At 70.9% G+C, this 26103-nt stretch carries 24 protein-coding genes and 1 pseudogene; 7 read left to right on the plus strand and 18 right to left on the minus strand.

All coding sequences use genetic code 11. The features are described 5' to 3' along the window. Positions 1–4 precede the first annotated feature (4 nt). The 15 genes from hpnH to AQI70_RS11225 form a co-directional block, all read right to left on the minus strand. Entirely contained in the window at positions 5–1027 is a 1023-nt protein-coding gene (gene hpnH, locus AQI70_RS11160; RefSeq protein ID WP_062147035.1) for an adenosyl-hopene transferase HpnH, read from the minus strand. 5 nt (positions 1028–1032) lie between these two features. Continuing rightward, a complete protein-coding gene (locus tag AQI70_RS11165) occupies positions 1033–1674 on the minus strand; it encodes a phosphorylase family protein (protein ID WP_062147037.1) in 642 nt (213 codons plus the stop codon). Next, on the minus strand, positions 1674–3662 hold the full coding sequence (shc, locus tag AQI70_RS11170) for a squalene--hopene cyclase (protein ID WP_062147039.1): 1989 nt from the start codon (positions 3660–3662) through the stop codon (positions 1674–1676). The genes AQI70_RS11165 and shc overlap by 1 nt, the downstream gene beginning before the upstream one ends. Before the next feature lie 140 nt (positions 3663–3802). Then, positions 3803–4939, minus strand: coding sequence for a polyprenyl synthetase family protein (locus tag AQI70_RS11175; RefSeq protein WP_079051243.1), 1137 nt, complete (start codon positions 4937–4939; stop codon positions 3803–3805). Beyond that, complete coding sequence (gene hpnE, locus AQI70_RS11180) at positions 4939–6366, minus strand: hydroxysqualene dehydroxylase HpnE (RefSeq protein WP_062147043.1); 1428 nt, start codon at positions 6364–6366, stop codon at positions 4939–4941. Before hpnE ends, AQI70_RS11175 begins: the two co-directional genes overlap by 1 nt. Beyond that, positions 6363–6506 (minus strand): DUF6380 family protein, encoded by a 144-nt coding sequence (locus AQI70_RS40100; RefSeq protein WP_244181571.1) that lies wholly within the window; start codon positions 6504–6506, stop codon positions 6363–6365. The genes hpnE and AQI70_RS40100 overlap by 4 nt, the downstream gene beginning before the upstream one ends. Further along, positions 6506–7456 (minus strand): presqualene diphosphate synthase HpnD, encoded by a 951-nt coding sequence (hpnD, locus tag AQI70_RS11185; protein WP_062147045.1) that lies wholly within the window; start codon positions 7454–7456, stop codon positions 6506–6508. Before hpnD ends, AQI70_RS40100 begins: the two co-directional genes overlap by 1 nt. After that, positions 7453–8352, minus strand: a complete 900-nt coding sequence (gene hpnC, locus AQI70_RS11190; protein ID WP_062147047.1) for a squalene synthase HpnC — start codon at positions 8350–8352, stop codon at positions 7453–7455. Before hpnC ends, hpnD begins: the two co-directional genes overlap by 4 nt. Before the next feature lie 386 nt (positions 8353–8738). Continuing rightward, complete coding sequence (locus AQI70_RS11195; protein ID WP_062147049.1) at positions 8739–9521, minus strand: ABC transporter ATP-binding protein; 783 nt, start codon at positions 9519–9521, stop codon at positions 8739–8741. Further along, positions 9514–10449, minus strand: a complete 936-nt coding sequence (locus AQI70_RS11200) for an ABC transporter permease (RefSeq protein ID WP_062147051.1) — start codon at positions 10447–10449, stop codon at positions 9514–9516. Before AQI70_RS11200 ends, AQI70_RS11195 begins: the two co-directional genes overlap by 8 nt. A 96-nt stretch (positions 10450–10545) precedes the next feature. Next, complete coding sequence (locus AQI70_RS11205; protein ID WP_062147053.1) at positions 10546–11442, minus strand: glycosyltransferase family 2 protein; 897 nt, start codon at positions 11440–11442, stop codon at positions 10546–10548. Positions 11443–11447: 5 nt separating this feature from the next. Next, positions 11448–12227, minus strand: coding sequence for a CDP-alcohol phosphatidyltransferase family protein (locus AQI70_RS11210; protein WP_079051244.1), 780 nt, complete (start codon positions 12225–12227; stop codon positions 11448–11450). After that, positions 12205–13266: an iron-containing alcohol dehydrogenase family protein gene (locus tag AQI70_RS11215; RefSeq protein WP_003996267.1), complete on the minus strand. Its 1062-nt coding sequence runs from the start codon at positions 13264–13266 to the stop codon at positions 12205–12207. Before AQI70_RS11215 ends, AQI70_RS11210 begins: the two co-directional genes overlap by 23 nt. Continuing rightward, positions 13254–14006 (minus strand): phosphocholine cytidylyltransferase family protein, encoded by a 753-nt coding sequence (locus AQI70_RS11220; RefSeq protein WP_062147057.1) that lies wholly within the window; start codon positions 14004–14006, stop codon positions 13254–13256. Before AQI70_RS11220 ends, AQI70_RS11215 begins: the two co-directional genes overlap by 13 nt. Further along, positions 14003–15808 carry a DUF5941 domain-containing protein gene (locus AQI70_RS11225; RefSeq protein ID WP_062147059.1) on the minus strand — a complete coding sequence of 602 codons (1806 nt, stop codon included), beginning with the start codon at positions 15806–15808 and terminating at the stop codon, positions 14003–14005. The genes AQI70_RS11220 and AQI70_RS11225 overlap by 4 nt, the downstream gene beginning before the upstream one ends. Before the next feature lie 281 nt (positions 15809–16089). On the opposite strand from AQI70_RS11225, the gene galE reads away from it, so the two are divergent. From galE to idi, 3 genes are all read left to right on the plus strand, one after another. Next, a complete protein-coding gene (gene galE / locus AQI70_RS11230) occupies positions 16090–17061 on the plus strand; it encodes a UDP-glucose 4-epimerase GalE (RefSeq protein ID WP_062147061.1) in 972 nt (323 codons plus the stop codon). 156 nt (positions 17062–17217) lie between these two features. Then, positions 17218–18159 (plus strand): cation diffusion facilitator family transporter, encoded by a 942-nt coding sequence (locus AQI70_RS11235; protein WP_062147063.1) that lies wholly within the window; start codon positions 17218–17220, stop codon positions 18157–18159. Positions 18160–18347: 188 nt separating this feature from the next. Continuing rightward, positions 18348–18941, plus strand: coding sequence for an isopentenyl-diphosphate Delta-isomerase (gene idi / locus AQI70_RS11240; RefSeq protein ID WP_062147065.1), 594 nt, complete (start codon positions 18348–18350; stop codon positions 18939–18941). Positions 18942–18947: 6 nt separating this feature from the next. On the opposite strand, the gene AQI70_RS11245 is transcribed toward idi, so the two are convergent. Beyond that, the gene (locus tag AQI70_RS11245; protein ID WP_062148276.1) at positions 18948–19457 is read right to left on the minus strand and encodes an ATP-binding protein; all 510 of its coding nucleotides are present in this window, start codon (positions 19455–19457) and stop codon (positions 18948–18950) included. A 259-nt stretch (positions 19458–19716) separates the two neighbouring features. Here AQI70_RS11245 and AQI70_RS11250 point away from each other — a divergent pair, with 259 nt between their 5' ends. Next, positions 19717–20466 carry an enoyl-CoA hydratase/isomerase family protein gene (locus tag AQI70_RS11250; protein WP_062147067.1) on the plus strand — a complete coding sequence of 250 codons (750 nt, stop codon included), beginning with the start codon at positions 19717–19719 and terminating at the stop codon, positions 20464–20466. On the opposite strand, the pseudogene AQI70_RS11255 reads toward AQI70_RS11250, so the two are convergent. Both AQI70_RS11255 and AQI70_RS11260 read right to left on the minus strand, forming a co-directional pair. Then, positions 20453–21087, minus strand: a pseudogene (locus AQI70_RS11255) (DJ-1/PfpI family protein). The gene AQI70_RS11250 and the pseudogene AQI70_RS11255 overlap by 14 nt on opposite strands. Positions 21088–21098: 11 nt before the next feature. Beyond that, entirely contained in the window at positions 21099–22067 is a 969-nt protein-coding gene (locus AQI70_RS11260; RefSeq protein ID WP_062147069.1) for a GlxA family transcriptional regulator, read from the minus strand. Positions 22068–22179: 112 nt separating this feature from the next. Between AQI70_RS11260 and AQI70_RS11265 the strand changes: the two genes are divergently transcribed. The 3 genes from AQI70_RS11265 to AQI70_RS11270 all read left to right on the plus strand — a co-directional run bounded on the left by AQI70_RS11265 (position 22180) and on the right by AQI70_RS11270 (position 26061). Continuing rightward, positions 22180–23049 carry an SCO6745 family protein gene (locus tag AQI70_RS11265; protein WP_062147071.1) on the plus strand — a complete coding sequence of 290 codons (870 nt, stop codon included), beginning with the start codon at positions 22180–22182 and terminating at the stop codon, positions 23047–23049. 398 nt (positions 23050–23447) lie between these two features. Then, positions 23448–23579 carry an LPFR motif small protein gene (locus AQI70_RS40625; RefSeq protein ID WP_252100555.1) on the plus strand — a complete coding sequence of 44 codons (132 nt, stop codon included), beginning with the start codon at positions 23448–23450 and terminating at the stop codon, positions 23577–23579. 103 nt (positions 23580–23682) lie between these two features. Next, the gene (locus tag AQI70_RS11270) at positions 23683–26061 is read left to right on the plus strand and encodes a Tex family protein (protein WP_062147073.1); all 2379 of its coding nucleotides are present in this window, start codon (positions 23683–23685) and stop codon (positions 26059–26061) included. Positions 26062–26103: the final 42 nt, after the last annotated feature.

The following is a 26103-nucleotide window of genomic DNA, read 5'->3' on the forward strand; positions in this document are numbered from 1 at the left end:
GGTGTCACTCCCGGTTTCCGGAGACCGTCTCGCGCATCGCGCGCAGCGACTCCTTCAGCGATCCCATGGTGGCGAGGACGGCGGTGGGCTCGTAGCCGCAGTGCGCCATGCAGTTGGCGCAGCGCGGGTCCTTGCCGCGGCCGTACTTGTCCCAGTCGGTCTCCTCGATCAGCTCCCGGTAGGTGGGGACGTACCCGTCGCTCATCAGGTAGCAGGGGCGCTGCCAGCCGAACAGCGAGTAGTTCGGGATGGCCCACGCGGTGCACGGGAAGTCGACCTTGCCCTCCAGGAAGTCCAGGAAGAGCGGCGAGTGGTTGAGCCGCCAGCGGCGCCGGTTGCCGCCCGCGAAGGCCTTCCTGAACAGCTCGCGGGTCTGCTCGACGCCCAGGAAGTGCTCCTGGTCGGGCGCCTTCTCGTAGGCGTAGGCGGGCGAGATCATCATCTCGTCGACCTTGAGGTCGTCGTTGAGGTAGTTGAGCACCTCGATGACGGTCTGCGGGGTGTCGGTGTTGAAGAAGGTCGAATTGGTGGTGACCCGGAAGCCGCGCCTCTTGGCCTCCTTGATCGCCTCCACGGCCTCGTCGAACACGCCTTCCTTCGCCACCGACTCGTCGTGGCGCTCGCGCAGGCCGTCGATGTGCACGGCGAAGGCGAAGTAGGGAGAGGGCTTGAACTTGTCCATCTTCTTGCGCATCAACAGGGCGTTGGTGCACAGGAAGACGTATTTCCGCTTGGCCACCAACTGCCGCACGATTTCATCGATCTGCGGGTGCATCAGGGGCTCACCGCCGGCGATGGACACCATCGGTGCGCCGGATTCGAGCACCGCTCCCACGGCCTGCGCGACGGGCATGCGCTGCTTGAGCACTCCGGCCGGGTGCTGGATCTTGCCGCAGCCCTCGCACTTCAGATTGCAGGCGAAGAGCGGTTCCAATTCGACGATGAGCGGAAACTTGTCCCGCCTGCGGAGTTTCTGTTCGGCCAAGTAAGTAGCGACCTTGATGGACTGACGCAGCGGCATGGCCATCTGGCTCACCTCCTGGGGAGCAGCAAAGAACGGTGCCATTCATAGAAAGCGGGCAGAACGGAACGAAGAACGCGGAAAGCCGATATTCCACCGCGCAACGTGCCGATCCGGACGAGTTCATGTTCTGGAGCGTCCACGACCACTCGGACGGCCGCAACCGGGCGCTCGCCCGCGCGTACGGCGCTCAGGAGCGTGGCGGCCGACTCCATGTCGACCGCGATTGCGCCGGTCGAGAGCAGGTCGGACCGTTCCTGACCACGAATGACGTGGTCGGAGCCGGTGAGCGGTCCGGTGTGGACGGTGCGGCCGGGAACGGCCCGCGCCAGCTCCTTGACGAGCAGGTCGGTCCCGACACACGCAACGGTCCCGCCCGGATCCCGGGTCTCCTCGGCGACGACCAGATCGCCGGGGTGCATACCGGGAGCGAGCCCCGCGCAGAAGCCCGTGGCGAGCACCGCGGCCCCGCTGAGGGCCGGGTCGGCCAGCACCCGGGTGACGGAGCGCTCGGCAGCCTTGGGCCCCATGCCCGTGCGGAGCACGGTGACCGGCCCGCCGGCGCCGCCGCTGTCGCTGGTGCGCAGGGCGAACTGCTCGATGCCGAGCGCGCAGGCGATCAGCAGCGGCACCGGGGCGGGCGGGGTGCTCATCAGCTGCCCTTGTGCCGGTCGGAGAAAGGCTCTCCGTGGACGTACCGGCCCAGTGCGGTGAGCGGGAACACCTGCCGGTAGAGGTGGTAGTTGATCGAGAAGTCCCACGGGAAGCCCGTGCCCGTGAAGTACGGCTCGTCCCAGGAGCCGTCCTCCCGCTGGGTGGCCGCGAGCCACTCGATGCCGCGCTCGACGGCCTTGGAGTCCTTCTCCCCCGCGGCCAGCAGGGCCATCAGCGCCCACGCCGTCTGCGAGGCGGTCGAGGCGCCCTTGCCGCTCCACTCCTTGACGTACTTGTAGGAGCGCAGGTCCTCGCCCCAGCCGCCGTCGTCGTTCTGGACGGACTCCAGCCAGGCCACCGCGCGGCGGATCGCGGGGTGGGAGGCGGGGATTCCGGCGGCTGTGAGGGCGGGGACGACCGACCCGGTGCCGTAGACGTAGTTGACGCCCCAGCGCCCGAACCACGAGCCGTCCGGCTCCTGTTCGGCGAGCAGCCACTGGATGCCGCGCCGGGTGCGCGGGTCGTGGGCGAGGCCCTCGACCGCCAGCATCTCGACGACGTGCGCGGTGACGTCCGCCGACGGCGGGTCGATCACCTCGCCGAAGTCGCAGAACGGCAGCCGGTTGGGGAACGGGCTGGTGTTGTCGACGTCGAAGGCGCCCCATGCCCCGTTCTTCGACTGCATCCCGAGGTTCCAGCGCACCCCGCGCCCGATCGCCTTCTCCACCCGCTGCGGGTCGTGGTGCTTGACCCGGCGCAGCGCGAGGACCACCTCGGCGGTGTCGTCGATGTCGGGGTAGTTGTCGTTGTGGAACTCGAACGCCCAGCCACCCGGCGGCAGTTGGGGCCGTTTGACCGCCCAGTCGCCGGGCCGGACGATCTCCTCGCCCAACATCCAGTCCGCGGCCTTCACGAGCTGCGGATGGTCGGCGGGCAGGCCCGCGTCCACGAGCGCGATGGTCGCCAGGCAGGTGTCCCAGACCGGTGACTGGCAGGCCTCGATCATCCGGGCGCCGTCCTCGCGCCAGACGGCGAAGCGGTCCAGCGACGCCAATCCCTCGCGCATCACCGGGTGTTGGAGGTCGTAGCCGAGCAGGTGCAGGGCGATGATCGAGTACACCGCCGGTGGCTGGATGCCGCCCCAGCAGCCGTCGTTCTCCTGCCGCTCGATGATCCAGCGGGCCGCGCTGTTCATGGCCGCCTTGCGCAGCCGGCGCGGCGCGACCTTGCGGAGCTGGTGCAGCGCCTTGTCGAGCCGCTGGAAGGCGCCGTCCCAACTCGCCGCGGGGGCGAGGGGCCTGGGCGGACCGGGGTTGGCCGGGTCGGTGTGCAGCTCGTCGAGCGGGAACGGCGCGGGCCGTACCGGCCGCTTCGCGGAGACGATCGTCAGCGGGACGATGGTCTGCCGGGCCCAGCAGCCGAAGTCGTAGATGTTGAGCGGCAGCCACTTGGGGAAGAAGATGAGCTCCGGCGGGAGTTCGGGCAGGTCCTCCCACTTCCACCAGCCGAACAGGGCCAGCCAGATCCGGGTGAAGACCCGGGCGGCGGCGATGCCGCCCTGCTCGCGGATCCAGGCGGAGGCCTTCGCCATGTGCGGGGCGTCCGGGGCGTCGCCGGCCAGGCGGAGGGCGACGTACGCCTCGACGGTGGTGGAGAGTTCGCCGGGGCCGCCGTAGAAAGTGGCCCAGGTGCCGTCCTCGCGCTGCTCTCCCCGGATGAAGAGCGCGGCGGCCTGTGTGGTCTTGTCGTCGCGGATGCCCAGGAACTGACGGAGCAGCAGGTCCTCGGCGTCCATCGTGACGTTGGTCTCGAGGTCGCCCTTCCACCAGCCCTGGGCGTCCTGCTTCGCCAGCAGGAAGTCGGTGGCGCGCCGGACCGCGCGTACGGCGGCTTCGTGCACCCCGGCCGCCACGGGGGTCTCGGTGTCGGTGGCCGCGGCTGCCCGGGGCGGCAGGGCCCCGGTGCTTCCGTCGGTCGTCGCTGTCATGGCTTCCCCTTCGTGCAGTGCTCCAGGTAGTGCGTCTGCTGTGGGTCCGCCGTCGGCCGGTGCGCTTCTTCCAGCGGCACCGGCCGGCGACTACGCGAGGGCTATTCGACCGATACTGATCATCTCTTTTCGCCCGGGAATCATCTCTTTCGTACGACGACGAAGTCGGCGAGCGCCGTGAACTGCGCCCGGACCTGCTCGGGCATGTCGACGGCGTCGAGGGCCTCGACGGCGATGGTGTGCTGACGGCGTGCCTCTTCGGCGGTCCACTCGCGGCCGCCCGCCTCCTCGATGAGGGCGGCGCGGGCGGCGAACTCCTCCTCGGAGAAGTTCTCGAAGTCGCTGCTCTTGGCGTCCGCGGCGAGGATCTCGCCGAGCCGCTCGGAGGCGGACCCGCCCGCGGCGAGCGCGGCCACCACCGGCAGGGACTTCTTGCGCTGGCGCAGGTCGCTCCAGGTCTGCTTGCCGGTGGAGACCGGGTCGCCCCAGATGCCGAGCAGGTCGTCGACGGCCTGGAAGGCCAGGCCCAGGTGGTAGCCGTACTTCTCCAGGGTGTCGGCGGTGCCGTCGTCCGCGCCGCCGAGCACGGCGCCGATGGAGCTGGCGCAGGCGAGCAGGGCGCCGGTCTTGTTGCCCTCCATCTCCAGGCACTCCTCGACGCTGACGCGGTCGCGGTGCTCGTAGGAGATGTCCTGCGCCTGGCCGTCGATGAGGGCGCGGGTCGCAGTGGTCAGGCGGCGGGTGGCGCGGCCGGCCTCGACGGTGCCGAGTTCCAGCAGGACCTCGTTGGCGAGGGCGAACAGGGCGTCGCCGACGAGGATGGCCTGGGCGGGGCCGTGCACCTTCCAGACCGTGTCGCGGTGGCGGCGCTGTTCGTCGCCGTCCATCAGGTCGTCGTGCAACAGCGAGAAGTTGTGGACGAGTTCGACGGCGACGGCGCCCGGAATGCCGACCTCGGGCGCGGCACCGGTGACCTCCGCGGAGAGCACCGCGAGGGCGGGGCGTACGGCCTTGCCGCCGTCACCGGCCGTGGGGTTGCCCTCGGCGTCGATCCAGCCGAAGTGGTAGGCGGAAACGGTGTCCATGGGAGGGGCCAGGCGGTCGATCGCCGCCCGCAGTACCGGTGTGGCCAGGGTCCTCCCGCGCTCCAGGAGCGCGGTCACGTCCACCGCGGTCTCTCGAGCGGCCTTCGAGGCCGGGGGCACAGTGGGCACAGTCTCTCCTCTTGTTGCGGTACCGGGGGTGCGGGGGCCTGCCGCCGTGCGCTCATTCAGCATCACGCCGCCTCCTCGACGTCGAAGAGGTGGCTGGGGCGGGGCCGGCCCAGGGCGCTCAGCGCGGCGCCCGCCGCACTCACGCCACTGCGGACCGCACTCTCCATGGTCGCGGGCCACCCTGTGGCGGTCCACGCTCCGGCCAGACAGAGGCCGGGGGCCTTGGTACGGGCGCCGGGCCGCAGCCGCCCGACGCCGGGGGTGGGAGCGAACGTCGCAGTGCGCTCCCTGGTCACGAAGAAGTCCTTCACTTCCGCGCCGCGCGCCCGGGGCAGCAGCCGCTCCAGCTCGGGCAGATACCGCTCGCGCAGTACGGCGACGGGCTCGTCGATCTCGTCCTGCGCGGCCGACTGGGACAGGGCGAGGTACTGCCCGTCCCGCAGCCCGGACGCCTCGGTCCGGTCGAACACCCACTGCACGGGGGTGCCGAGCGCGGCGAAGAACGGCCGGCTCAGCACCTTGCGGTCGTACACGACATGGACGTTGAGGATGGGCGCCGTGCCGATCTCCAGCAGCTGCCCGGGCGCGTCGAGGGCACCCACGGGCAGCAGCTCGTACGCCTCGCGCTGCGCAACGGCGAGCACGACGGCGTCCGCATGGAGCGTCTCGCCGGGAACCTGGACGCTCCAACGTCCGTTCTCATCAGGGGAGATGGAGGTGACGCGTGTACGGACCTCGATACGGACACCCGCCGAGTCGAGCGCCTTGCGGGCCAGCCGGTCATGCAGTTCGCCCAGCGGGACATGGGCCCAGCCGATGTCGGCCGCGCCCGGGTCGGACAGCAGACCGGTCTTGAACACCATCGCGGCGAGCCCCAGCGAGGCGTCGGAAGCGACCGCGTTGAGGGTGGCGACCCCGACCAGGTCCCACAGGGCCTCGACGGCACGCGCCGACTGGCCGTGCGCGGCCAGCCAGCTGCCGAAGTCCTGCGTGTCCAGGGTCGGATCGGCGAGGTCGAGCGCCTTCAGCGCGAGCGCGGCACGCCCGACCTTGGCGCGATCGGCGAGCGAGAGATGCGGATAGGTCGCGAGGCTCCGGCCCAGGTGCAGGGGTACGGGCAGCGCGTCGCGCCGCAGCCTGCCGAGCCGCCGCCCCTCGGGCCGCGTGACGTCGAGCACGGGCACGTCGAGACGATCCTGCAGCGGAGCCAGCGCCGTCCCCTCGATCCGGTCGAGGAACCAGCGGTAGGCGGTGCAGCAGCGCAGGTACACGTGCTGTCCGTTGTCGACGGTGAGTTCGCCGCGCTGGAAGGAGAAGGCCAGGCCACCGAGTCTCGGCCTGCCCTCCAGCAGGGTGACGCGCACTCCGGCGTCGGCGAGCGCGAGCGCGGCGGTGATGCCGGCGAGCCCGCCGCCGACCACGACGGCGTCCCGCCCGGAGCACCCGGGGATGTCCGCGAGCGGCCCCTCGGACCGCGTGCCGTCGGTCATCGTGCACCCTCCCCTGTTCGACCGCCGTGCCGGTGCTCGAACAGTGCGCGGCCGGTCGTCTCAGTCAGGGACGCCGCCCGGCGGCGGAGGGTTGCCCGCCGCTTTTCTCCGGCGGCATCACCTTGGACCGGAATGTCCATCAGGCACGCCTCCTGACGGCACGACGGGTGATGTGCCGGGTGTCCAGACCGCTCAGACCGCGCACGGCGACATACGCCTTCTCGCGCCCGGGCAGCGAGACCCGGCCGCGCAGCACGGCCTCGGGGTCGCGCTCGATGCGGTCGAGGAGGCGGCGGTAGATGCCGGCCATGGCGGCGACGCAGGCGCCGCTGCGCCGGTCCAGCATGGGGAGCAGCCGGTAGCCCTCGGCGAAAAGGGCGCGGGCCCGACGCACTTCGAAGTGCACGAGGCCCGCGAAGTCGGAGCCCTCCGGTGGTGTCGGCCCGCTGAAGCCGACCGAGCAGCCGAATTTGGCGAGGTCGTCGGAGGGCAGATAGACGCGCCCGCCCACGGCGTCCTCGCGGACGTCCCGCAGGATGTTGGTGAGTTGCAGCGCGAGCCCCAGCGTGTCGGCGTACTCGGGTGCGCGCTCGGCGCCGCGCGCCCCCGGTTCCGTGCCGAAGACGCCGAGCGAGAGGCGCCCGATGGCGCCCGCCACGCACCGGCAGTACACCTTCAGGTCGTCCCAGGTCTCATAGGTCTCGCCGCGCACGTCCATCAGGACGCCGTCGATGAGCTCGTCCAGACCGCCCAGCGGGATCGGGAAGGTTTCCGCGGCGTGGGCGAGAGCGACGGCGACGGGGTCGATGTCGTCCTCGTCGACCGCCCCGTCGCGGATCCGGGTCAGCAGCTCCCGGGTGTCCTCGAGTCGGGCGACCTTGACCTCGTCGGTCAGCGCGCCGTCGCCGATGTCGTCGACGCGGCGCGAGAACGCGTACAGCGCCGACATCGCCCGGCGCTTGGGCGTGGGCAGCAGTCGGATGCCGTAGGCAAAGTTACGGGCCTGCTGCCCGGTGACGGCCTCGCAGTAGCTGTAGGCGGCGAGTACCGGTGCGGACACGTGTGGTGCAGACTCCACGGTCCGGATCACCCCTCTCCTCGCAGAGTCACGCCCACCTCGCGCAGCAACCGGAGCTTGCTGGCCTTGGGCGGGCCGGGAAGTACGTCGTATTCGGCGGCGGCGATCGCCCGGATCGCCGCCCTTCCCCCCGCCACGAAACCCGCGAGCAGCAGCTTGAGCCTGCCGTGGACGCTACCCACCAGGGGGGTGCCTTCATTCAGGAGGTGCTGGGCACGTTCGGCTTCGTATGCAACCAGGGCGCGCACCGATGCGCCCGCTGTTTTCGCCGCGAGATCGGTTTCGTCGACGTGAAAGCGCTTCATGTCCGCGGCGGGCAGATAGATCCGGTCACGGCCGAGGTCCTCGGCGACGTCCTGGAGGTGCTCGACGATCTGCAGCGCCGTGCACACCGCGTCGGAGCGGCGGATCCGCTCGGGCGTCTCGGTGCCGGTGACGGCGAGGACGAGACGGCCGACGGGATTGGCGGACAGTTCGCAGTAGGCAAGGAGATCGTCGTAGGTCTCGTAGCGCCCCACGAGCTGGTCCTGGCGGTTGGCGGCGATCAGCCCGAGGAACGGCTCGGGGGTCAGCGAGCGGCGGCGGACGGTCGGCTGGAGGCGGCGCAGCAGGGGGTGGCGCGGGGTGCCGTCGAAGACCCGGCGCAGGTCGGCCTCGAAGGCGTCGAGGAGGACCAGGCGGTCCTCGGCCTGCTCTGGCGGCACGCCGAGCAGGCGGGCGTCGGCGCCGCCGGGAGCGAGATCGCCGTCGCCGATGTCGTCGACGAGGCGGGCGAAGCCGTAGACGGCCATGAGGTCGGTGCGCCAGGCCCTGGGCAGGAAGAACGGCGCCACGGGGAAGTTCTCCGCAGCGGCCTTGTCGAGCGTGCCGCGCTCTGGATCAGCTGTGCGCGCGCCGGTTCCCGTCACCGCTGACTGCCCGGCGCGGGGACGGCACATGCTGCGTGGAGCTGGGGAGTTTCCGTAGCCATTGCCGTCACATCTCCCGTTCTACACCGCCGACCCAATGCACACTATTTCGGACACGCCGCCCAGCCGTCCGCGCCGCAGCCCCGAGAGAGGGTGTCGCGCCTTATCGCCCCACTTGCCGCGTTTCGGTACCGGTACAGCTTACGTTGTACAACGGGGCGGGGCCTGTGCGGGTGTCCTGCACATCACAACAACGCACCGATTGACGCCAAGATTCCTATGGCCGACCGGAGTTGACGTTTCCTTTGCAGACGCGGGCCCCGCCGAGGCAGTTCCGGCGGGGCCCTGGGAAGCGTCCTGGGCCGCACGGCCCATGTCCGGGGGGACTACTTGCCCGTGAACTTCTCGTACTCCTTGAGGACCTCGTCCGTCGGTCCGTCCATGCGCAGCTCACCGCGTTCCAGCCACAGGACGCGGTTGCAGGTGTCGCGGATCGACTTGTTGTTGTGGCTGACGAGGAACACGGTGCCGGCTTCCTTGCGCAGCTCGCGGATGCGTTCCTCGGAGCGCTTCTGGAACTTGCGGTCACCCGTGGCCAGCGCCTCGTCGATCATGAGGACGTCGTGGTCCTTGGCGGCGGCGATGGAGAAGCGCAGCCGGGCCGCCATGCCGGACGAGTACGTGCGCATCGGCAGGGTGATGAAGTCGCCCTTCTCGTTGATGCCGGAGAAGTCGACGATCTCCTGGTAGCGCGCCTTGATCTCCTCGCGGGACATGCCCATGGCGAGCCCGCCCAATATGACGTTGCGCTCGCCGGTCAGGTCGTTCATCAGCGCCGCGTTCACGCCGAGCAGTGAGGGCTGTCCGTCGGTGTAGACCTTGCCCTGCTCGGCCGGGAGCAGGCCGGCGATGGCGCGCAGCAGGGTGGACTTGCCGGAGCCGTTGGAGCCGATCAGGCCGATGGCCTCGCCGCGGTAGGCGACGAAGGAGACGCCGCGCACGGCGTGCACCTTGCGCACGCCCCGCTCCTCGCCGCGCTTGAGGATCCGGCTGAGGGCAGCGGTGGCACTGCCCTTGCCGCTCTTGGCGCCGTTGACGCGGTAGACGATGTGCAGGTCGTCGGCGATGACGGTGGGGACGCGCGGGCCGTCCTTCTTGAGCTCAGCCACGGCCGTACCTCTCTTCCGCCTTCCAGAAGTAGACGAAGCCGACACCGCCCGCCAGCAGCGCCCAGCCCACCGCGAAGGCCCACACGTGCGCCGGCAGGAAATCGGAACCGTATCCGTCGATCATGGCGAAGCGGACCAGGTCCATGTAGATCGCGGCGGGGTTCCACTGCAGGACGTCGGTGATCCAGCCCGGCCAGTTCTTGTCCGCGAGCATCGCCGGGATGCTGAACATCACGCCGGACGCGTACATCCACGTGCGCAGGATGAACGGCATCAGCTGGGCCAGGTCGGGCGTCTTGCTCCCCATGCGGGCGAAGATCAGCGCGAGGCCCGCGTTGAAGACGAACTGCAGGGTCAGCGCGGGCACGACCAGCAGCCAGGACAGGTCGGGGAAGCTGCCGAAGGCCATCATGATCACGACGAGCACGGCCATGGAGTACAGCAGCTGCTGGAGCTGCTGGAGCGCGAACGACAGCGGCAGCGAGGCCCGGGGGAAGTGCAGGGCGCGCACCAGGCCGAGGTTGCCGGAGATGGCGCGCACGCCCGCGAGCACCGAGCTCTGGGTGAAGGTGAAGACGAACACGCCGGTCACCAGGAACGGCACGTAGATGCCCTTCGGGATGCCCTCCCGGGCGCCCAGCAGCATGCCGAAGATGAAGAAGTACACGGCCGCGTTGAGCAGCGGCGTGGCCACCTGCCACAGCTGGCCGAGCTTCGCCTGGCTGTACTGGGCGGTCAGCTTCGCCCGCGAGAACGCGAGGATGAAGTGCCGCCGGTCCCAGAGCTGGCGGACGTACTCGGACAGCGAGGGGCGGGCGCCGCTCACGGACAGCCCGTACTTGGCGGCGAGCTCTGCCGCCGTGAGGCCCTCGTCGGGCGACGGAGGCGCGCTCACCGCGACTCCGCCGTCGTGCGTTGTCTCACTCACCAGTTGAAACTTTCGTCTTCGAGATGCGCAGCCTGTGCGGGCATGGCATGAACCTGGGGCCCGGTGGGGGCCCGGGGGCTCTCAGGACCGAGCTTGTCAGATGACGGGAGGTCGGCCCAGTCGAGTCAGCCGCCACACCGTACGCCACTTCATGGGCCGGCGGGGACCGCACGGGGTGGTCCAGCCTTCCCGGAATCCGCCGAACCATGCCCTCAGGGCGGGGCGGGAGGGGCGCCGGACGAGGGTGAGCAGCATCCAGACGCCCAGATAGACCGGGACGAGCGGGAGAGGGAGGTTGCGGCGGGCGAGCCAGACACGGTTGCGGGCGACCATGCGGTGGTAGACCGCGTGCCGCGAGGGCGCGGTCGTCGGGTGGTACAGCACCATGTCGGACCGGTAGTCGATCATCCAGCCCGCGTCGAGGGCCCGCCATGCCAGGTCGGTTTCCTCGTGGGCGTAGAAGAATTCGTCCGGGAGCCCGCCGACTTCGGCGAAGACCTGGGTGCGCACGGCGTTGGCGCCGCCCAGGAAGGTGGTGACCCGGGAGGAGCGCATCGGGTCGGAGGCCCGCAGCCGGGGGACGTGCCGGCGCTGGGTGACGCCGGTGTCGGGGTCGGCGATGCGGAAGCTGATGATGCCGAGCTCGGGGTCGGCCTCGAAGGCCTTGCGGCACAGCTCGGCGGTGTCGTGGTGGGCGAGGAGGCCGTCGTCGTCGAGGAAGAGCAATATGTCGACATTCCGGCCGCTGGGGCCGAAGGCCTCGATGCCGACGTTGCGGCCGCCGGGGATGCCCAGGTTCTCGGGCAGCTCGATGGTGCGGACGCCCTCGGGGACGTCCGGGACCGGGGAGCCGTTGCCGACCACGACGACCTCGACCGGGTCGCCGTCCTGCTTGGCGACCGAGTCGAGGAGGGCACGGAGCTCGTCGGGGCGGTTGCCCATGGTGATGATGACCGCGCCGACCTTCAGCGCGGATTCCGGTGAAGTGCCCATGCCGCTCACTTCAGCCTGCTGGAGGCGAGGATGGACACCAGGTGCAGCACGGTCTGCAGCAGCGCGATGCCGGCCAGCACCGCGACGCCGAGCCGCGAGAAGAACAGGTCGCCGCGGACCTGGTCGGCGATCGCCAGGGCCAGGATCAGCAGGGACGCCTCGATGCCGAGGATCAGCCGGTGGAACTTCAGCGCGGCGGCGGCCTTGCGGGCCAGCGCCATGCCGGAGGAGCGCATCTCGGCGGCGGCCTCCTTGACCGGCGGCTTCCCGGCCTGGTGGCGGGCGACGCCGACCAGGTCGGTCTCGGCCTTGATCAGGATGGCGCCGAGGGCAGCCAGCGTGCCGAGGAACGCCCACAGCCAGTCGATACGGCCGCTGCCCCACAGGTCGGCGGCGCGCAGGCCGAAGCCGACCAGGACCGCGGCGTCGGTGAGGTAGGCGCCGACGCGGTCCAGATAGACCCCGTTGAGGGAGTACTGCTTCTTCCAGCGGGCGATCTCGCCGTCGACGCAGTCCAGCAGCAGGTAGAGCTGGACCATGACCACGCCGAGCACCGCCCCCCAGATCCCCGGCACCAGGAGTGCCGGGGCCGCGAGGACACCGCAGACGGTCATCAGGTAAGTGAGCTGGTTGGGCGTGACCCTGGTGTTCACCAGGTAGCGGTCGACCCGCAGGGACACCTCGCGCATGTAGAGGCGTCCCATCCAGTGCTCACCGCTTCGCCGGTCCTTCACCCCCGCGGGGTGAACGACGGGGCGGAGTTCAGCTACCGATGGCCTTGACATAGTCGGCGTAGATGTCCTTGATCTGGTCGGTTGTCAGGTCGAGGTGTTCGAGGATCGTGTAGCGGCCGGGCCGGGTCTGGGGAGCGAACTCCACGACGCGGACGAACTCGTCGTGTGTGAAGCCGATCTCCTGGGGCAGTACCGGCAGCCCGTGCCGACGCAGCACCTCGGCCATGTAGGCCGACTCCTCGTGGGCTCCGCGCAGGTACATGGCGAAGGCCGCGCCCAGTCCGCACTGCTCGCCGTGGGCGGCCGCGCGCTTGGGGAACAGCAGGTCGAAGGCGTGGTTGATCTCGTGGCACGCGCCGGAGGACGGGCGGGAGTCGCCCGACACCGACATGGCGATACCGCTGAGCACCAGCGCCTCGGCCAGCACCTGCAGGAAGTCGGTGTCCCCTATACCGCCGGGGTGCCTGAGCACCGCCTCGCCCGCCTGGCGGGCGATCGCGGCGGCGAGGCCGTCGATCTTCTCGCCGTTGACGCGGTTGGCGAGCTCCCAGTCGGCGATCGCGGAGATGTTGGAGATCGCGTCACCGATGCCGGCGCGCACGAAGCGTGCCGGAGCGTCATGGATGACGTCCAGGTCGATGACGACCGCGATCGGGTTCGGCACGCCGTACGAGCCGCGGCCCGCGTCGTTGTCGAGGGTCGCGACCGGCGAGCACAGACCGTCGTGCGCGAGGTTCGTGGGTACGGCGACCAGGGGCAGGCCGACGCGCGCCGCGGCGAACTTGGCGCAGTCGATGATCTTGCCGCCGCCGAGCCCGACGACCGCGTCGTAGTGGCCGGCCTTTATGGCACCGGCCAGCCGGACCGCGTCGTCTAGGGTGCCGCCGCCGACCTCGTACCAGCTGGCGCCGGGCAGGGCCGGAGCGAGCCGCTCCTTGAGCCGGGCGCCGGAGCCGTTGCTGACCGCGACGGCCAGCTTGCCGGAGTGCGAGATGCGTTCGTCGGCGAGCACACAGGCCAGGTCGTCGAGGGCACCCGGGCGGATGTCCACGACGACCGGCGAGGGAATCAGCCGGGTCAGTACTGGCACGCGATCTCCCGTCCGCGGGCGAGATCGTCGTGGTTGTCGATCTCCACCCACTTGACATCGCCGATCGGCGCCACGTCGATACGGAAGCCGCGGTTGACGAGCTCCTGGTAGCCGTGCTCGTAGAACTGCTGCGGGTCCGTCTCCCACACGGTCTTCAGGGCGTCGGCCAGCTCGGGGGCGGCGTCGCCCTCGATGAGGGTCACGCCGATGTACTCGCCGGTGGCCTCGGCGGGGTCCATCAGCTTGGTGATCTTCGTCATGCCCTTCTCGGGGTCGACGACGACCTTCATCTCCTCGTCGGCCAGGTTCTTGACCGTGTCCAGGGCGAGGATGATCTTCTTGCCCTCGCCGCGGGCGGCGAGCAGCGTCTTCTCGACGGAGACCGGGTGCACGGTGTCGCCGTTGGCGAGGATCACGCCGTCCTTGAGGGCGTCACGGCCGCACCACAGGGAGTAGGCGTTGTTCCACTCCTCGGCCTTGTCGTTGTCGATGAGGGTGAGCCTCAGGCCGTACTTCTGCTCCAGGGCGGCCTTGCGCTCGTACACGGCCTCCTTGCGGTAGCCGACGATGATCGCGACCTCGGTGAGACCGATCTCGGCGAAGTTGCCGAGGGTGAGGTCGAGAACCGTGGGCTCGCCGTCTATGCCCGCGGGCCCCACCGGCACCAGCGCCTTGGGAAGGCTGTCGGTGTAGGGGCGAAGACGCCGTCCGGCGCCGGCCGCCAGCACGAGGCCGATCATGCGGGTTCTCCTTCATCGTGTACGGCGGGCGCCCCTGAGGACACCCAGAAGCGGGTGCTCTCGACGAGCACCACCAGGGCCACGACCACGGCGAGGGCCGTGAGCGCGACCGTGAACTGCGAGGCGGAGAGCACCGCGGCGAGGACGGTGACGAGCAGCGTCCGTCCTTCGTGCCCCCCGATGGCGCGCACCAGCCAGGCCGGGGGCGCTCCGGCGTTGCCGCGGATGCGGTACACCGTGTCGTAGTGATGGTAGGCGACCGCGGCCACCAGGCCGAAAGCCGCAGGAAGGGCTCCGTTCACGTCCGCTTGGGCCGCCAGCACCAGGACGGTGCCGTACTCGGCGGCCCGGAGGAACGGCGGGACGAGCCAGTCGAGGGCGCCCTTGAGGGGGCGGGCGACGGCCAGGCCGCAGGCGAGGGCGTGGAGGAGGGCCGCGACGACGACCCACGGTGTGCCGAAGCCGGTGAAGGCGGCCGTCGCGACCAGTACGGCGCCGCCGAGGAGGGCGACGGCCGGGACGGCGAACCCGGGCAGCCGCCGGGCGGGGTTCTTCAGCGCCTCCGCGAAGCCCTGTGCGAGCGGCCCGGAGTCGGCCAGGTCCGCCAGGGCCTGCGCCGCCCGGTCCGTCCGCCGCGCCCTGCGCGTCAGGGACCGCAGCACCCGCCCGGCCGTCGTGTACGTCGCCGCGAAGGCGCAGCCGATGAGCAGCGCGTAGAAGGTGATGCGCGGAGTGGTGGCCGCCGTCAGCAGCGCGATCATCGCCCAGCGCTCACCGATCGGCAGGACGATCATCCGGCGCACCCACACCGTCCAGCCGACGCTGTCGAGCTTGTCGGAGAGGGCGGCCGTGGGACTGGTGTTGGCGGTGGCGTCGTGGTTGGCCTCGTTGAAGGAGAAGTCGACGACGTGCCGGCAGGTCTGCAGGACCATGGCGCCCAGCGCCAGCGCCCATACGTCGTCGCCGCCGCGGGCCGCGCCGAGGGCGAGGCCGGCGTAGTAGGCGTACTCCTTGGCCCGGTCGAAGGTGGCGTCCAGCCAGGCGCCGAGCGTGGAGTACTGCAGGTCGTAGCGGGCGAGCTGGCCGTCGGTGCAGTCGAGCACGAAGGACGCGAGCAGCAGGACCCCGGCCGCTATGAAGCCGCCACGGGTGCCGGTCGCCGCACAGCCGGCCGCGATCAGCGCGGTCAGCAGCGACGCGGTGGTGACCTGGTTCGGGGTCAGGCCCCGGCGGGCGCACCAGCGGGCGATGTAGCGGGAGTACGGGCTGATGAAGAAAGTGGTGAAGAAGCCGTCGCGGGACTTCACGGCCGACTTCAGGCGTACGGCCTCGTCGTCGACGGCGGCGACGGCCTGCCGTGCCTCGTTGCGGGCCTGGGGGTCGGTCGGTACGGCGGCGACCAGGCTGCCGAGCTCGGGGCGGTGCACGTCGGTGCCGTCGGCGTCGAGGGCGGTGGCGATGCGGTCGGCGAGGCTGTCCACCAGGGTCGTACCGGCGCCTGCCGAGTGCTCCCTGGCCATCGCGCGGGTCAGGGCCTGCCGGCCGGCGGGCTGGGCGGTCACGGCGCCCGGGATCGCGGCGAGCGGGAAGCGGGGGTCGGTCAGGCCCAGACGCAGTGCGTGCAGGTGGCCGACGAAGCGGGCGTCGACGACGGCGACCCGCTGGTCGCCCGGCACCTGGGCGAGGAGGGTCTCGGCCTCGGCCGGATCGGCGGCGACCCGGACGTCGTAGCCGAGGGACCGCAGATCGCCCTCGATCGACGATCCGGGGACCGGCTGACCGGTGAGGATGGCGGTCGACAACCGAACTCACTCCCTGGGTGCCGGCGTGTCCGCGCCGGTCATGTGCGCGTGTGGGGGCGCCCGTTGCCTTCAGCGCCCGGGCGGCATGTCGGCAGAGGCTATCGGATGGTCGGAAGCCAGCGTTCACCACCCGTTTGGCGGAGCGATCAACGTGGTTTGCCCAGAGCTTTGCCGCGATCATCATCGGGGATTGCGGGTCCCGCCCACAAACCCGCGCCCCCAGACCGGGGCATCGGGGACATTGCATACGCCGCCGAGGTCTCGGCATAGGGTGGGCGACCATGACATGGCTGATCACAGGCGGAGCCGGCTACATCGGGGCACATGTGGCGCGGGCCATGACCGACGCCGGGGAGCGCGTTCTCGTGCTGGACGATCTCTCGGCCGGGTTTCCCGCGCGGCTTCCGGCGGACGTACCGCTGGTCGAGGGTTCGTCGCTGGACGGTGAGCTGCTCAAGCGGGTGTTCGCCGAGCACGCGGTGAACGGTGTGGTGCATCTCGCCGCGCGCAAGCAGGTCGGCGAGTCCGTGGCGCAGCCGGCCCGCTACTACCGGGAGAACGTGGGCGGTCTCGCCACACTCCTGGAAGCGGTCGCCGAGGCCGGGATCAGGCGGTTCCTGTTCTCGTCGTCCGCCGCCGTCTACGGCAACCCGGACGTGGACCTCATCACGGAGGACACTCCGTGCGCGCCGGTGAACCCGTACGGCGAGACCAAGCTCGCCGGCGAGTGGCTGGTGCGGGCGGCGGGGCAGGCGCACGGGATCTCCACCGTCTGCCTGCGCTATTTCAACGTCGCCGGGGCCGCCGCGCCCGAGCTGGCCGACACGGGCGTCTTCAACATCGTCCCCATGGTCTTCGACCGGCTCACCCGCGACGAGGCGCCGCGGATCTTCGGCGACGACTACCCGACGCCGGACGGCACCTGCGTCCGCGACTACATCCATGTCGCCGACCTCGCCGAGGCGCACCTGGCGGCCGCCCGCAGGCTCACCGATGCGGACGCGAGCGGCGATCTGACCGTCAACATCGGCAGGGGCGAGGGCGTCTCCGTGCGCGAGCTGATCACCGTCATCGGCGAGGTGACCGGCGACCGGCGCCCCGCCGTCGTCGAGGCCCGGCGGCCCGGGGACGCCCCGCGCGCGGTCGCCTCGGCCGCACTGGCCGCCGAGGAGCTGGGCTGGACGGCGCGGCGCGGGGTGCGCGAGATGGTCGAGTCGGCCTGGCAGGGGTGGCTGCTGCATCACGGCGCCTGATCGGCTCAAGGCCCTGACCTGCGGATCGTTTCCGCAGGTCAGGGCACATGACAACGGTGTTCAGTGCCGCGTTGCCCGATACCCCCCACCCGTAGTTCACTGTGATCGCGGACCGAAGTTCCGATCGTCTGACGACCACAGAAGGGCGGCTTTTCCATGGGGGCTGGGCACGATCACGGGCACGCGCACACGCACGCGCCCACGACCGGCACGGCGGCGGCCGCCTACCGCGGGAGGCTGCGGGTCGCGCTGTCGATCACGCTCGGCGTCATGGTGGTCGAGATCGTCGGCGGCGTGGTCGCGGACTCGCTCGCCCTGATCGCGGACGCGGCGCACATGGCGACGGACGCGCTGGGCCTGGGCATGGCCCTGCTCGCCATCCACTTCGCCAACCGCCCGCCGAGCACGAAGCGCACCTTCGGCTACGCCCGCGCGGAGATCCTCGCCGCCCTCGCCAACTGTCTGCTGCTGCTCGGTGTCGGCGGTTATGTGCTGTACGAGGCGATCCAGCGGTTCTTCACGCCCGCGGACACCGAGGGCGGCCTGATGGTCGTGTTCGGCGCCATCGGTCTGGTCGCGAACATGATCTCGCTGATGCTGCTGATGCGGGGCCAGAAGGAGAGCCTGAACGTGCGCGGCGCGTTCCTGGAGGTGGCCGCGGACGCGCTGGGCTCTCTCGCGGTGCTGATCTCGGCGGCGGTGATCCTCGCGACGGGCTGGCAGGCCGCCGACCCGATCGCCTCCCTGGTCATCGGCCTGATGATCGTGCCGCGCACCTTCAAGCTGCTGCGCGAGACCCTGGACGTGCTGCTGGAGTCGGCCCCCAAGGACGTCGACATGGCGGAGGTGCGGGCGCACATACTCGCCCTGGACGGTGTCGAGGACGTGCACGACCTGCACGCATGGACGATCACATCCGGTATGCCGGTGCTGTCGGCGCACGTGGTGGTGAGTTCCGAGGTCCTGAACGCGATCGGCCACGAGAAGATGCTGCACGAGCTCCAGGGCTGCCTGGGCGACCACTTCGACGTGGAGCACTGCACCTTCCAGCTGGAGCCGGGCGGGCACGCCGAGCACGAGGCCCGGCTCTGCCACTGAAACAACCGTACGGTCCGACAAAACGCCCGTACGGACGGAATGCAGCGATCCGGTGGTCGGTCGCGTCCTCATGCCCACAGCACACCTCCGGACGGTTCCGTGCCCGCCGCGCCGGGCACGATCAACTGCCGGGAGTGCCGGATTCGTACGGCACACTTGGGGCGCGAAGACCGACGTGAAGGATGGCTATGCCGATCACACCTGCGACCGCGACACACAGTCCGTCGAACGGCGCCGCAGACGCGATTTTGCTGGAACTGGTCGACGAGAACGGTGTGACGATCGGCACCGCGGAGAAGCTCGCCGCCCACCAGCCGCCGGGGCAGCTGCACCGCGCCTTCTCCGTGTTCCTCTTCGACGAGTACGGCCGGCTGCTGCTCCAGCAGCGGGCGCTCGGGAAGTACCACTCCCCCGGCGTCTGGTCCAACACCTGCTGCGGTCACCCCTACCCCGGCGAGTCGCCCTTCGCGGCCGCGGCCCGGCGGACCCACGAGGAACTCGGGGTCTCCCCGTCGCTGCTCGCCGAGGCGGGCACCGTCCGCTACAACCACCCGGACCCGGACTCGGGCCTGGTGGAGCAGGAGTACAACCACCTCTTCGTCGGCCTGGTGCAGTCCCCGCTGCAGCCGGACCCGGAGGAGGTGGGCGCGACGGCCTTCGTCACCGCCGACGAGCTGGCGGAGCGCCACGCGAAGGACACCTTCTCGTCCTGGTTCATGACCGTGCTGGACGCGGCCCGTCCCGCGATCAGGGAGCTGACGGGACCGTCGACCGGCTGGTGACGCGCCCTAGGGCACGTGGACGGGTTTGAGCGGCACGGCGGCCCAGATCACCTTGCCGCCGCTCGCCGTGTGCTCGACGTCGCATACGCCGCCCGCCTCCCGGGTGATCTCGCGCACCAGGAGCAGCCCGCGACCGCCGGTCTGGCCGTGGTCGGCCTCCAGGGCGGTCGGGCGGTAGGGGTGGTTGTCCTCGACGGACACCCGCAGCCAGTCGGCGCCGACGGCGACCTCCACGGCGAGCATCGGCGACAGCAGCGCCGCGTGCCGGACGGCGTTCGTGACCAGCTCCGAGACGATCAGCAACAGCCCCTGGACCAGGTCGTCGGAGACCGGCACGCCCTGCCGGTACAGCAGGTCCCGTACGGCGTGCCGCGCCTGCGGGACCGAGGCCTCGACGGCGGGGGCGGTGAACCGCCAGACACCCTCGTACGGCAGTGGATTCGGCAGCTGCTGACCGAGGGTCTCGTCCGCGCCGCCCGCTGGGCGTGGGCCGGACCCGCGCCCGTGGTTCTCCATCGTCCGGTCGCCACCCTCGCGCTCGATTGTCACCACACGTCGAGTGTTGGTAACGGGCAGGTCCGGACCGTAGAACTGAACACAAGTCGGCTGATATCGAGCGTTTCTGATCGTTGGCGTATGACACGGTCAGTTGTGGGACCGCTCCTGTCCCGCTGGTGCCGACTTGGCGAACTATTCGGGTTGTACGGGTTTGGCGTACGGCTTCCATCGGAGCTGCTGGATCGGCCGTTCGGCGCAGCCGGATAGCATCCGGCGCATGGAGCCCCGCCTGCTGCACAGTGTCGTCGACTCGGTCGCCACCGTCGTCATCCACCATCCGGCCAAGCGCAACGCGATGACGGCCGCGATGTGGCGGGCGCTGCCGCCGCTGCTCGGCACGCTGGCCGCCGATCCGGACGTACGGGCGCTGGTGCTGACCGGTGAGGGCGCGACGTTCTGCGCGGGTGCCGACATCTCCACCCTCCAGGGGTCGCCTCAGGAGGCGCAGGGCCTGGCCGTGGCAGCGGAGGAGGCGCTGGCCGCCTTCCCGAAGCCGACGCTGGCGGCGGTCCGGGGGCACTGCGTGGGCGGCGGGTCGCAGCTCGCCGCGGCATGCGATCTGCGGTTCGCCGAGGAGGGCTCGCTGTTCGGGGTGACGCCGGCCAAGCTCGGGATCGTCTATCCGGCCTCGTCCACGCGGCGGTTGGTGTCGCTGGTGGGACCGGCCACCACCAAGTACCTGTTGTTCTCGGGCGAGTTGATCGGCACGGAGCGGGCGCTGCGTACGGGCCTCCTGGACGAGGTGCTGCCCGAGGGCGAACTCGGCAAGCGGGTCGCGGAGTTCACCCGGATCCTGGTGTCGCGCTCCCAGCTGACGCAGGCCGCGGCGAAGGAGTTCGCGGACGGGCGCACCGACCGGGACGACCACTGGGCGGCGCAGGCGCGCGGCAGCGGCGACACCGCGGAGGGGGTCGCCGCCTTCCTGGAGCGCAGGCAGCCGCGCTTCACCTGGACTACGTCAGAGTGAAACGGCTCTTCGTACGGAACTCCTCGACGAGGTGCGCGGGCGCCTTCTGCGGAGAGCCCGCGTCGTAGGGCGGCTGGGGGTCGTACTCGATCATCAGCTGGACGGCCTGGGCGTGTTCGTCGCCGGCGATCCTGCCGACGAGGGCGAGCCCCATGTCGATGCCGGAGGAGACGCCGGCCGCGGTGACGTACTTGCCGTCGGTCACCACCCGCTCGCCGGTGGGCTCGGCGCCGTACTGCCGCAGGAAGTCCGCGGCGAGCCAGTGGCAGGTGGCGCGGCGGCCCCGCAGCAGGCCCGCGGCGGCCAGCAGCAGCGAGCCGGAGCAGACGGACGTCGTCCAGGTGGTGCTCGCGTCGACCGCCCGCAGCCAGTCCAGCAGGGCCTTGTTCTCGGCCTGGGCGAAGGTGCCGGGTCCGCCGGCCACCACGACGGCGTCGGGGTGCGGAACCTCCTCCAGGGACTTGTCCGCGGTGAGGGCGAGGAACCCGTCTCGGTGCGTACGGGACCGGCCTTCTCGGCCACGAAGTCGATGCGCACGTCGGGGAGACGGCTCAGGACCTCGTAGGGCCCTACGACGTCCAGGGCGGTGAAACGGTCGTAGACGACCATCGCGATCTGCATGGGTTCCCCCTTCAGCGGGCTTCGGTGGCCAGGACGGGACGGAACCGGCGGCGGTACTCGACCGGGGCCGTCCCGAGGGTTCTGACGAAGGCGCGCCGCATGGCTTCGGGGGTGCCGTAGCCGCTGGCGCGGGAGATCTCCTCGACGCCGTCGCTGGTGTCCTCCAGGAGGCGGCGGGCGTGTTCGAGGCGGACCCGGTCGACGTACCGGCCGGGCGTCATACCGGTCTCGGTCTGAAAGGCGCGGGCGAAGTGGCGCGGCGAGAGACTCGCGCGGGCGGCGAGCGCCTCCACGGTCAGGTCGGCGTCGGGATGCTCGGTGATCCAGCGCTGGACTTCCCTCAGGGGTTCGCGCTGGGCGGTCTGGGCGGCGAGCTGGGCGCTGAACTGGGCCTGGTTCCCGGGCCGGCGCAGGAAGACGACCAGGTGGCGGGCTATGGCGAGGGCCGCATCCCGGCCCAGGTCGTCCTCGACCAGGGCGAGGGCGAGGTCGATGCCCGAGGTCACGCCGGCGGATGTGGCGACATGTCCGTCGCGTACGTAGATGGGGTCCGGGTCGACCTCGACGGCCGGGTGGTCGCGGGCGAGCTTGTCGCAGTACGCCCAGTGGGTCGTGGCGCGGTGGCCGTCCAGCAGGCCCGCCGCGGCGAGCAGAATCGCGCCGGTGCAGACGGAGACCAGACGCTTCGCACCGGGGCCGTGCTCGCGCAGCCAGTCGGTCAGACCCGGCTGAGGACTGCGCGTGCCCTGGCCGCCCGGGACGACGAGGGTGTGCGCGTCGAGCCGGTCGCCGAGGGCCTGGTCCGGTACGACGGTCAGGCCGCTGGAGGTGCGTACGGGAGCGCCGTCCAGGGAGGCCGTGCGGATGCGATACGTGCCCGGAGTGTGCTTCTCGGCCCCCGTGAAGACCTCCAACGGCCCTGTGACATCGAGGCTCTGCACGTCGTCGAAGAGCACGAAGAGAACGGTTCGCTGCGCCATGCCAACGATTCTTCGGACCCCGCCGTACAGCCGCAATGACGAGCTCCCCACCTTTTCTGCCATGCCGCGCGCACCCCTGATGGCCGTACCAAGCGGTTGGTAACCTCCGACCATGACGACTGCCACCCTTGAGCCGCGTGCCGGCCGCCGCTGCCACAACGTGCTCAACACCCTGCACGCGACGTCCTACTTCGCCCCCGAACTCGGCAAGGAACTGGCCGCCCTGGGGATCACGCACCCCCGGGCCGTGAACTTCGCGGTACGCGCGGCCGCGCTGGGGCCGGTTGGTGCGGGCGCGGTGACGGCGATGTTCTACAACTACAACCACACTCTGGTGGCCCGGCACGTCCCCGCGGTCTGGGCGATCGCCTCGCCCGAGGACGTCCTGGCGGCACGCGCGCGTGCGGTCGACGCGTCGCTGCGGCGGCTGCTCGGCGAGGAGACGGTGACGTCCCCGGAGATGTCGGAGGCCGCACGGCTCGCGCTCCGGGCCACCGAGGCCTGTTCCCGCAGCGCCCGGCCGCTCTACTCGGCCCACGCCGACCTGCCGGTCCCCGAGGAGCCGCACCTGGCCTACGTCCACGCCGCCACGCTGCTGCGCGAACACCGGGGCGACGGGCATCTCGCCGTGCTGATGTCCAACGGGCTCGACGGTCTCGAAGCGGTGGTCACCCACACCGCGACCGGCAAGGGAATGGCACCGAAGTGGGTGTTCACCACGCGTGGCTGGACCCAGGAGGACTGGGACGCGGCGTCCGAACGACTGCGTGGGCGCGGGCTGCTGGACGGTACGGGCGAGCTGACGTCGGAGGGCATCGCCCTGCGCGCCGAGATCGAGTCCGAGACGGACCGCCTGGACCGGGCACCGTACGAGCACCTCGGAGCGCAGGGGGTGGCACGGCTGACGGAACTCGGAACCACCTTCGCCCAGACGGCGGCACTGGCGGGCGCCTTCCCGGCGGACCTGATCGGCAAGGGCTGACTGCGGCTGGGGGGGGTGAGTCGCCCCAGGCGGCACAACTGCGTGCGGCTGGGCGGACATGGCTGGCTGCCGGAGCCACGCGCGGCTGCACGGACCCGCAGTCGCCCACGGCGGCAAGGGGACGTGTCGGGGGGTGTCCGCCCGCAGTGGCCGGCGTCGACACGCGGCACCTCCTGGCCCAAGGGGGCCGCCGGTCCGAGGACGGACACCCCCCCGGCGCGGCCCCGACCCACAACCGCACCCCAGGCGCTACGCGCACCCCCACCCAGCCCCCACAGGCCGCCGCAGGCATCGCACGCGAACCCCCACCCGCATGCACCCACCCTGCATGGCCCGCCCGAGCCGCGGTACCCGGTCCTCGACCGGACGTAGTGAACCGGAGAGGAAAGGTGAACCTAGTGTTCCGTGCAATCGCAGACGTGTTGCGACAGATCGGCGGCGCCATCGCCACCGTGGTGACGCTGCCGTTCCGGGCCCTGGCCCGGCTCTTCGGAGGTGCCTCGGGCAGTACGCGCAGCCGCAGGGCCTGATTCCGTCCCGCCGCGACCGGCCGGGGAGCCGCCCTGATCCCCGGTTGTCGGTGTCACCTGCCACAATTGCCGCGCAACCTCAGTGAGAAGGCGGGACGGGATCGTGACGACACCCCTCGTAGGGTCCATCGAAGGCAGGATCGCCGCGGAGCTCGGCGTACGAGAGCGGCAGGTGAAGGCTGCCGTAGAGCTGCTCGACGGCGGTTCGACGGTGCCCTTCATCGCCCGCTACCGCAAAGAAGCGACCGAGATGCTCGACGACGCGCAGCTGCGCACGATCGAGGAGCGGCTGCGCTATCTGCGGGAGCTGGAGGAGCGGCGGACCGCGATCCTCGACTCGGTGCGCGAGCAGGGCAAGCTGACCGAGGAGCTGGAGGCCCGGATCCGGGGCGCCGAGACCAAGGCGCGTCTGGAGGACATCTATCTGCCGTACAAGCCGAAGCGGCGGACCAAGGCGCAGATCGCCCGCGAGGCGGGACTCGAGCCGCTCGCGGAGGGGCTGCTCAGTGACCCGACGGTCGAGCCGCTCGCCGCTGCCGCCGCGTTCGTCGACGCCGACAAGGGTGTCGCCGACCCGCAGGCCGCCCTCGACGGCGCCCGGGCGATCCTCACCGAGCGTTTCTCGGAGGACGCCGACCTGATCGGTGAGCTGCGCGAGCGCATGTGGGTGCGCGGCCGGCTGGCGGCGAAGGTGCGGGAGGGCAAGGAGGAGGCGGGCGCCAAGTTCGCCGACTACTTCGACTTCGCCGAGCCGTTCACCGAGCTGCCCTCGCACCGCATCCTGGCGATGCTGCGCGGCGAGAAGGAGGAGATCCTCGACCTCGTCCTGGAGCCCGAGGAGCCCACGGACGGTCCGTCGTCGTACGAGGGGATCGTCGCGTCGAAGTTCGGGATCGCCAACCGGGGCCGCCCCGCCGACAAGTGGCTGACGGACACGGTCCGCTGGGCCTGGCGGACCCGGATCCTCGTCCACCTCGGCATCGACCTGCGGCTGCGCCTGCGCACGGCCGCCGAGGACGAGGCGGTCAACGTGTTCGCGGCCAACCTCCGCGACCTCCTGCTCGCCGCCCCCGCCGGCACGCGCGCGACGCTGGGCCTGGACCCGGGCTTCCGTACGGGCGTGAAGGTCGCGGTGGTCGACGCGACCGGCAAGGTCGTCGCCACGGACGTCATCTACCCGCACGTCCCGGCCAACAAGTGGGACGAGGCCATCGCCAAGCTGGCCCGGCTGGCGAAGGAGCACGCGGTCGAGCTGGTGGCGATCGGCAACGGCACGGCGTCCCGCGAGACGGACAAGCTCGCCGGTGAACTGATCAACAGGCACCCGGAGTTGAAGCTCACCAAGGTGATGGTGTCCGAGGCGGGCGCCTCGGTGTACTCGGCGTCGGCGTTCGCCTCACAGGAGCTGCCCGACATGGACGTGTCGCTGCGCGGCGCGGTCTCGATCGCCCGCCGTCTGCAGGACCCGCTGGCCGAGCTGGTGAAGATCGACCCGAAGTCGATCGGCGTCGGCCAGTACCAGCACGACCTGTCCGAGGTGAAGCTGTCGCGCTCGCTGGACGCGGTCGTGGAGGACTGTGTGAACGGCGTCGGCGTCGACGTCAACACCGCCTCCGCGCCCCTGCTCGCGCGCGTCTCCGGCATCACCTCGGGGCTGGCCGAGAACATCGTGGCGCACCGGGACGCCAACGGCCCGTTCACCTCCCGCGCGCAGCTGAAGAACGTGGCGCGGCTCGGCCCGAAGGCCTACGAGCAGTGCGCCGGCTTCCTGCGCATCCGCGGCGGCGTCGACCCGCTGGACGCCTCCAGCGTGCACCCCGAGGCGTACCCGGTCGTCCGGCGGATGGTGAAGACCACGGGCCAGGAGGTGGCCGCGCTCATCGGCAACACGGGCGTGCTGCGCTCGCTGAAGCCGCAGGACTTCGTGGACGAGACGTTCGGTCTGCCGACCGTGACCGACATCCTCAAGGAGCTGGAGAAGCCGGGCCGCGACCCGCGACCCGCCTTCAAGACGGCCACCTTCAAGGAGGGCGTGGAGAAGATCTCCGACCTGGCGTCCGGGATGGTCCTGGAGGGCGTCGTGACGAACGTGGCGGCGTTCGGGGCGTTCGTGGACGTCGGTGTCCACCAGGACGGGCTGGTGCACGTCTCCGCCATGTCGAAGACATTCGTCAAGGACCCGCGGGACGTGGTCAAGCCCGGCGACATCGTCAAGGTGAAGGTCCTCGACGTGGACATTCCACGCAAGCGGATCTCCCTGACGCTGCGGCTCGACGACGAGGCGGCTCCGCAAGGCCCGCAGCAGGGCGGGGGCGGCGGCGAGCGCCGGCAGCGGGGCGGACGGCCGCCGCAGCAGCGGCAGGGACGCGGCGGTGGTGGCGGTGGCGGCGGTTCGCGCCAGGCGCCGCCCCCGGCCAACAGCGCGATGGCTGACGCACTGCGCCGCGCGGGTCTGCTCGACCCGAAGCAGGGCAGGCGCTGAGACGACACGCGGGCCCGGACGCTCCGGTACGACTCGGAGGGT

Origin of the sequence: Streptomyces curacoi, from assembly GCF_001513975.1 — a bacterium.
Taxonomy (GTDB): Bacteria; Actinomycetota; Actinomycetes; order Streptomycetales; family Streptomycetaceae; genus Streptomyces; species Streptomyces curacoi.

Excerpts from the sequence above, each read along its gene's own strand:
- AQI70_RS11245 (WP_062148276.1), bottom strand. The coding sequence starts at position 19,457 with ATGGAGAACCACGGGCGCGGGTCCGGCCCACGCCCAGCGGGCGGCGCG.
- shc (WP_062147039.1), bottom strand. The coding sequence starts at position 3,662 with ATGACAGCGACGACCGACGGAAGCACCGGGGCCCTGCCGCCCCGGGCA.
- galE (WP_062147061.1), top strand. The coding sequence starts at position 16,090 with ATGACATGGCTGATCACAGGCGGAGCCGGCTACATCGGGGCACATGTG.
- idi (WP_062147065.1), top strand. The coding sequence starts at position 18,348 with ATGCCGATCACACCTGCGACCGCGACACACAGTCCGTCGAACGGCGCC.
- AQI70_RS11265 (WP_062147071.1), top strand. The coding sequence starts at position 22,180 with ATGACGACTGCCACCCTTGAGCCGCGTGCCGGCCGCCGCTGCCACAAC.
- AQI70_RS11250 (WP_062147067.1), top strand. The coding sequence starts at position 19,717 with ATGGAGCCCCGCCTGCTGCACAGTGTCGTCGACTCGGTCGCCACCGTC.
- AQI70_RS11210 (WP_079051244.1), bottom strand. The coding sequence starts at position 12,227 with ATGTCAAGGCCATCGGTAGCTGAACTCCGCCCCGTCGTTCACCCCGCG.
- AQI70_RS11260 (WP_062147069.1), bottom strand. The coding sequence starts at position 22,067 with ATGGCGCAGCGAACCGTTCTCTTCGTGCTCTTCGACGACGTGCAGAGC.
- AQI70_RS11165 (WP_062147037.1), bottom strand. The coding sequence starts at position 1,674 with ATGAGCACCCCGCCCGCCCCGGTGCCGCTGCTGATCGCCTGCGCGCTC.
- AQI70_RS40100 (WP_244181571.1), bottom strand. The coding sequence starts at position 6,506 with ATGGACATTCCGGTCCAAGGTGATGCCGCCGGAGAAAAGCGGCGGGCA.
- AQI70_RS11175 (WP_079051243.1), bottom strand. The coding sequence starts at position 4,939 with ATGCTGAATGAGCGCACGGCGGCAGGCCCCCGCACCCCCGGTACCGCA.
- AQI70_RS11220 (WP_062147057.1), bottom strand. The coding sequence starts at position 14,006 with ATGATCGGCCTCGTGCTGGCGGCCGGCGCCGGACGGCGTCTTCGCCCC.
- AQI70_RS11205 (WP_062147053.1), bottom strand. The coding sequence starts at position 11,442 with ATGGGCACTTCACCGGAATCCGCGCTGAAGGTCGGCGCGGTCATCATC.
- hpnE (WP_062147043.1), bottom strand. The coding sequence starts at position 6,366 with ATGACCGACGGCACGCGGTCCGAGGGGCCGCTCGCGGACATCCCCGGG.
- hpnH (WP_062147035.1), bottom strand. The coding sequence starts at position 1,027 with ATGGCCATGCCGCTGCGTCAGTCCATCAAGGTCGCTACTTACTTGGCC.
- AQI70_RS11235 (WP_062147063.1), top strand. The coding sequence starts at position 17,218 with ATGGGGGCTGGGCACGATCACGGGCACGCGCACACGCACGCGCCCACG.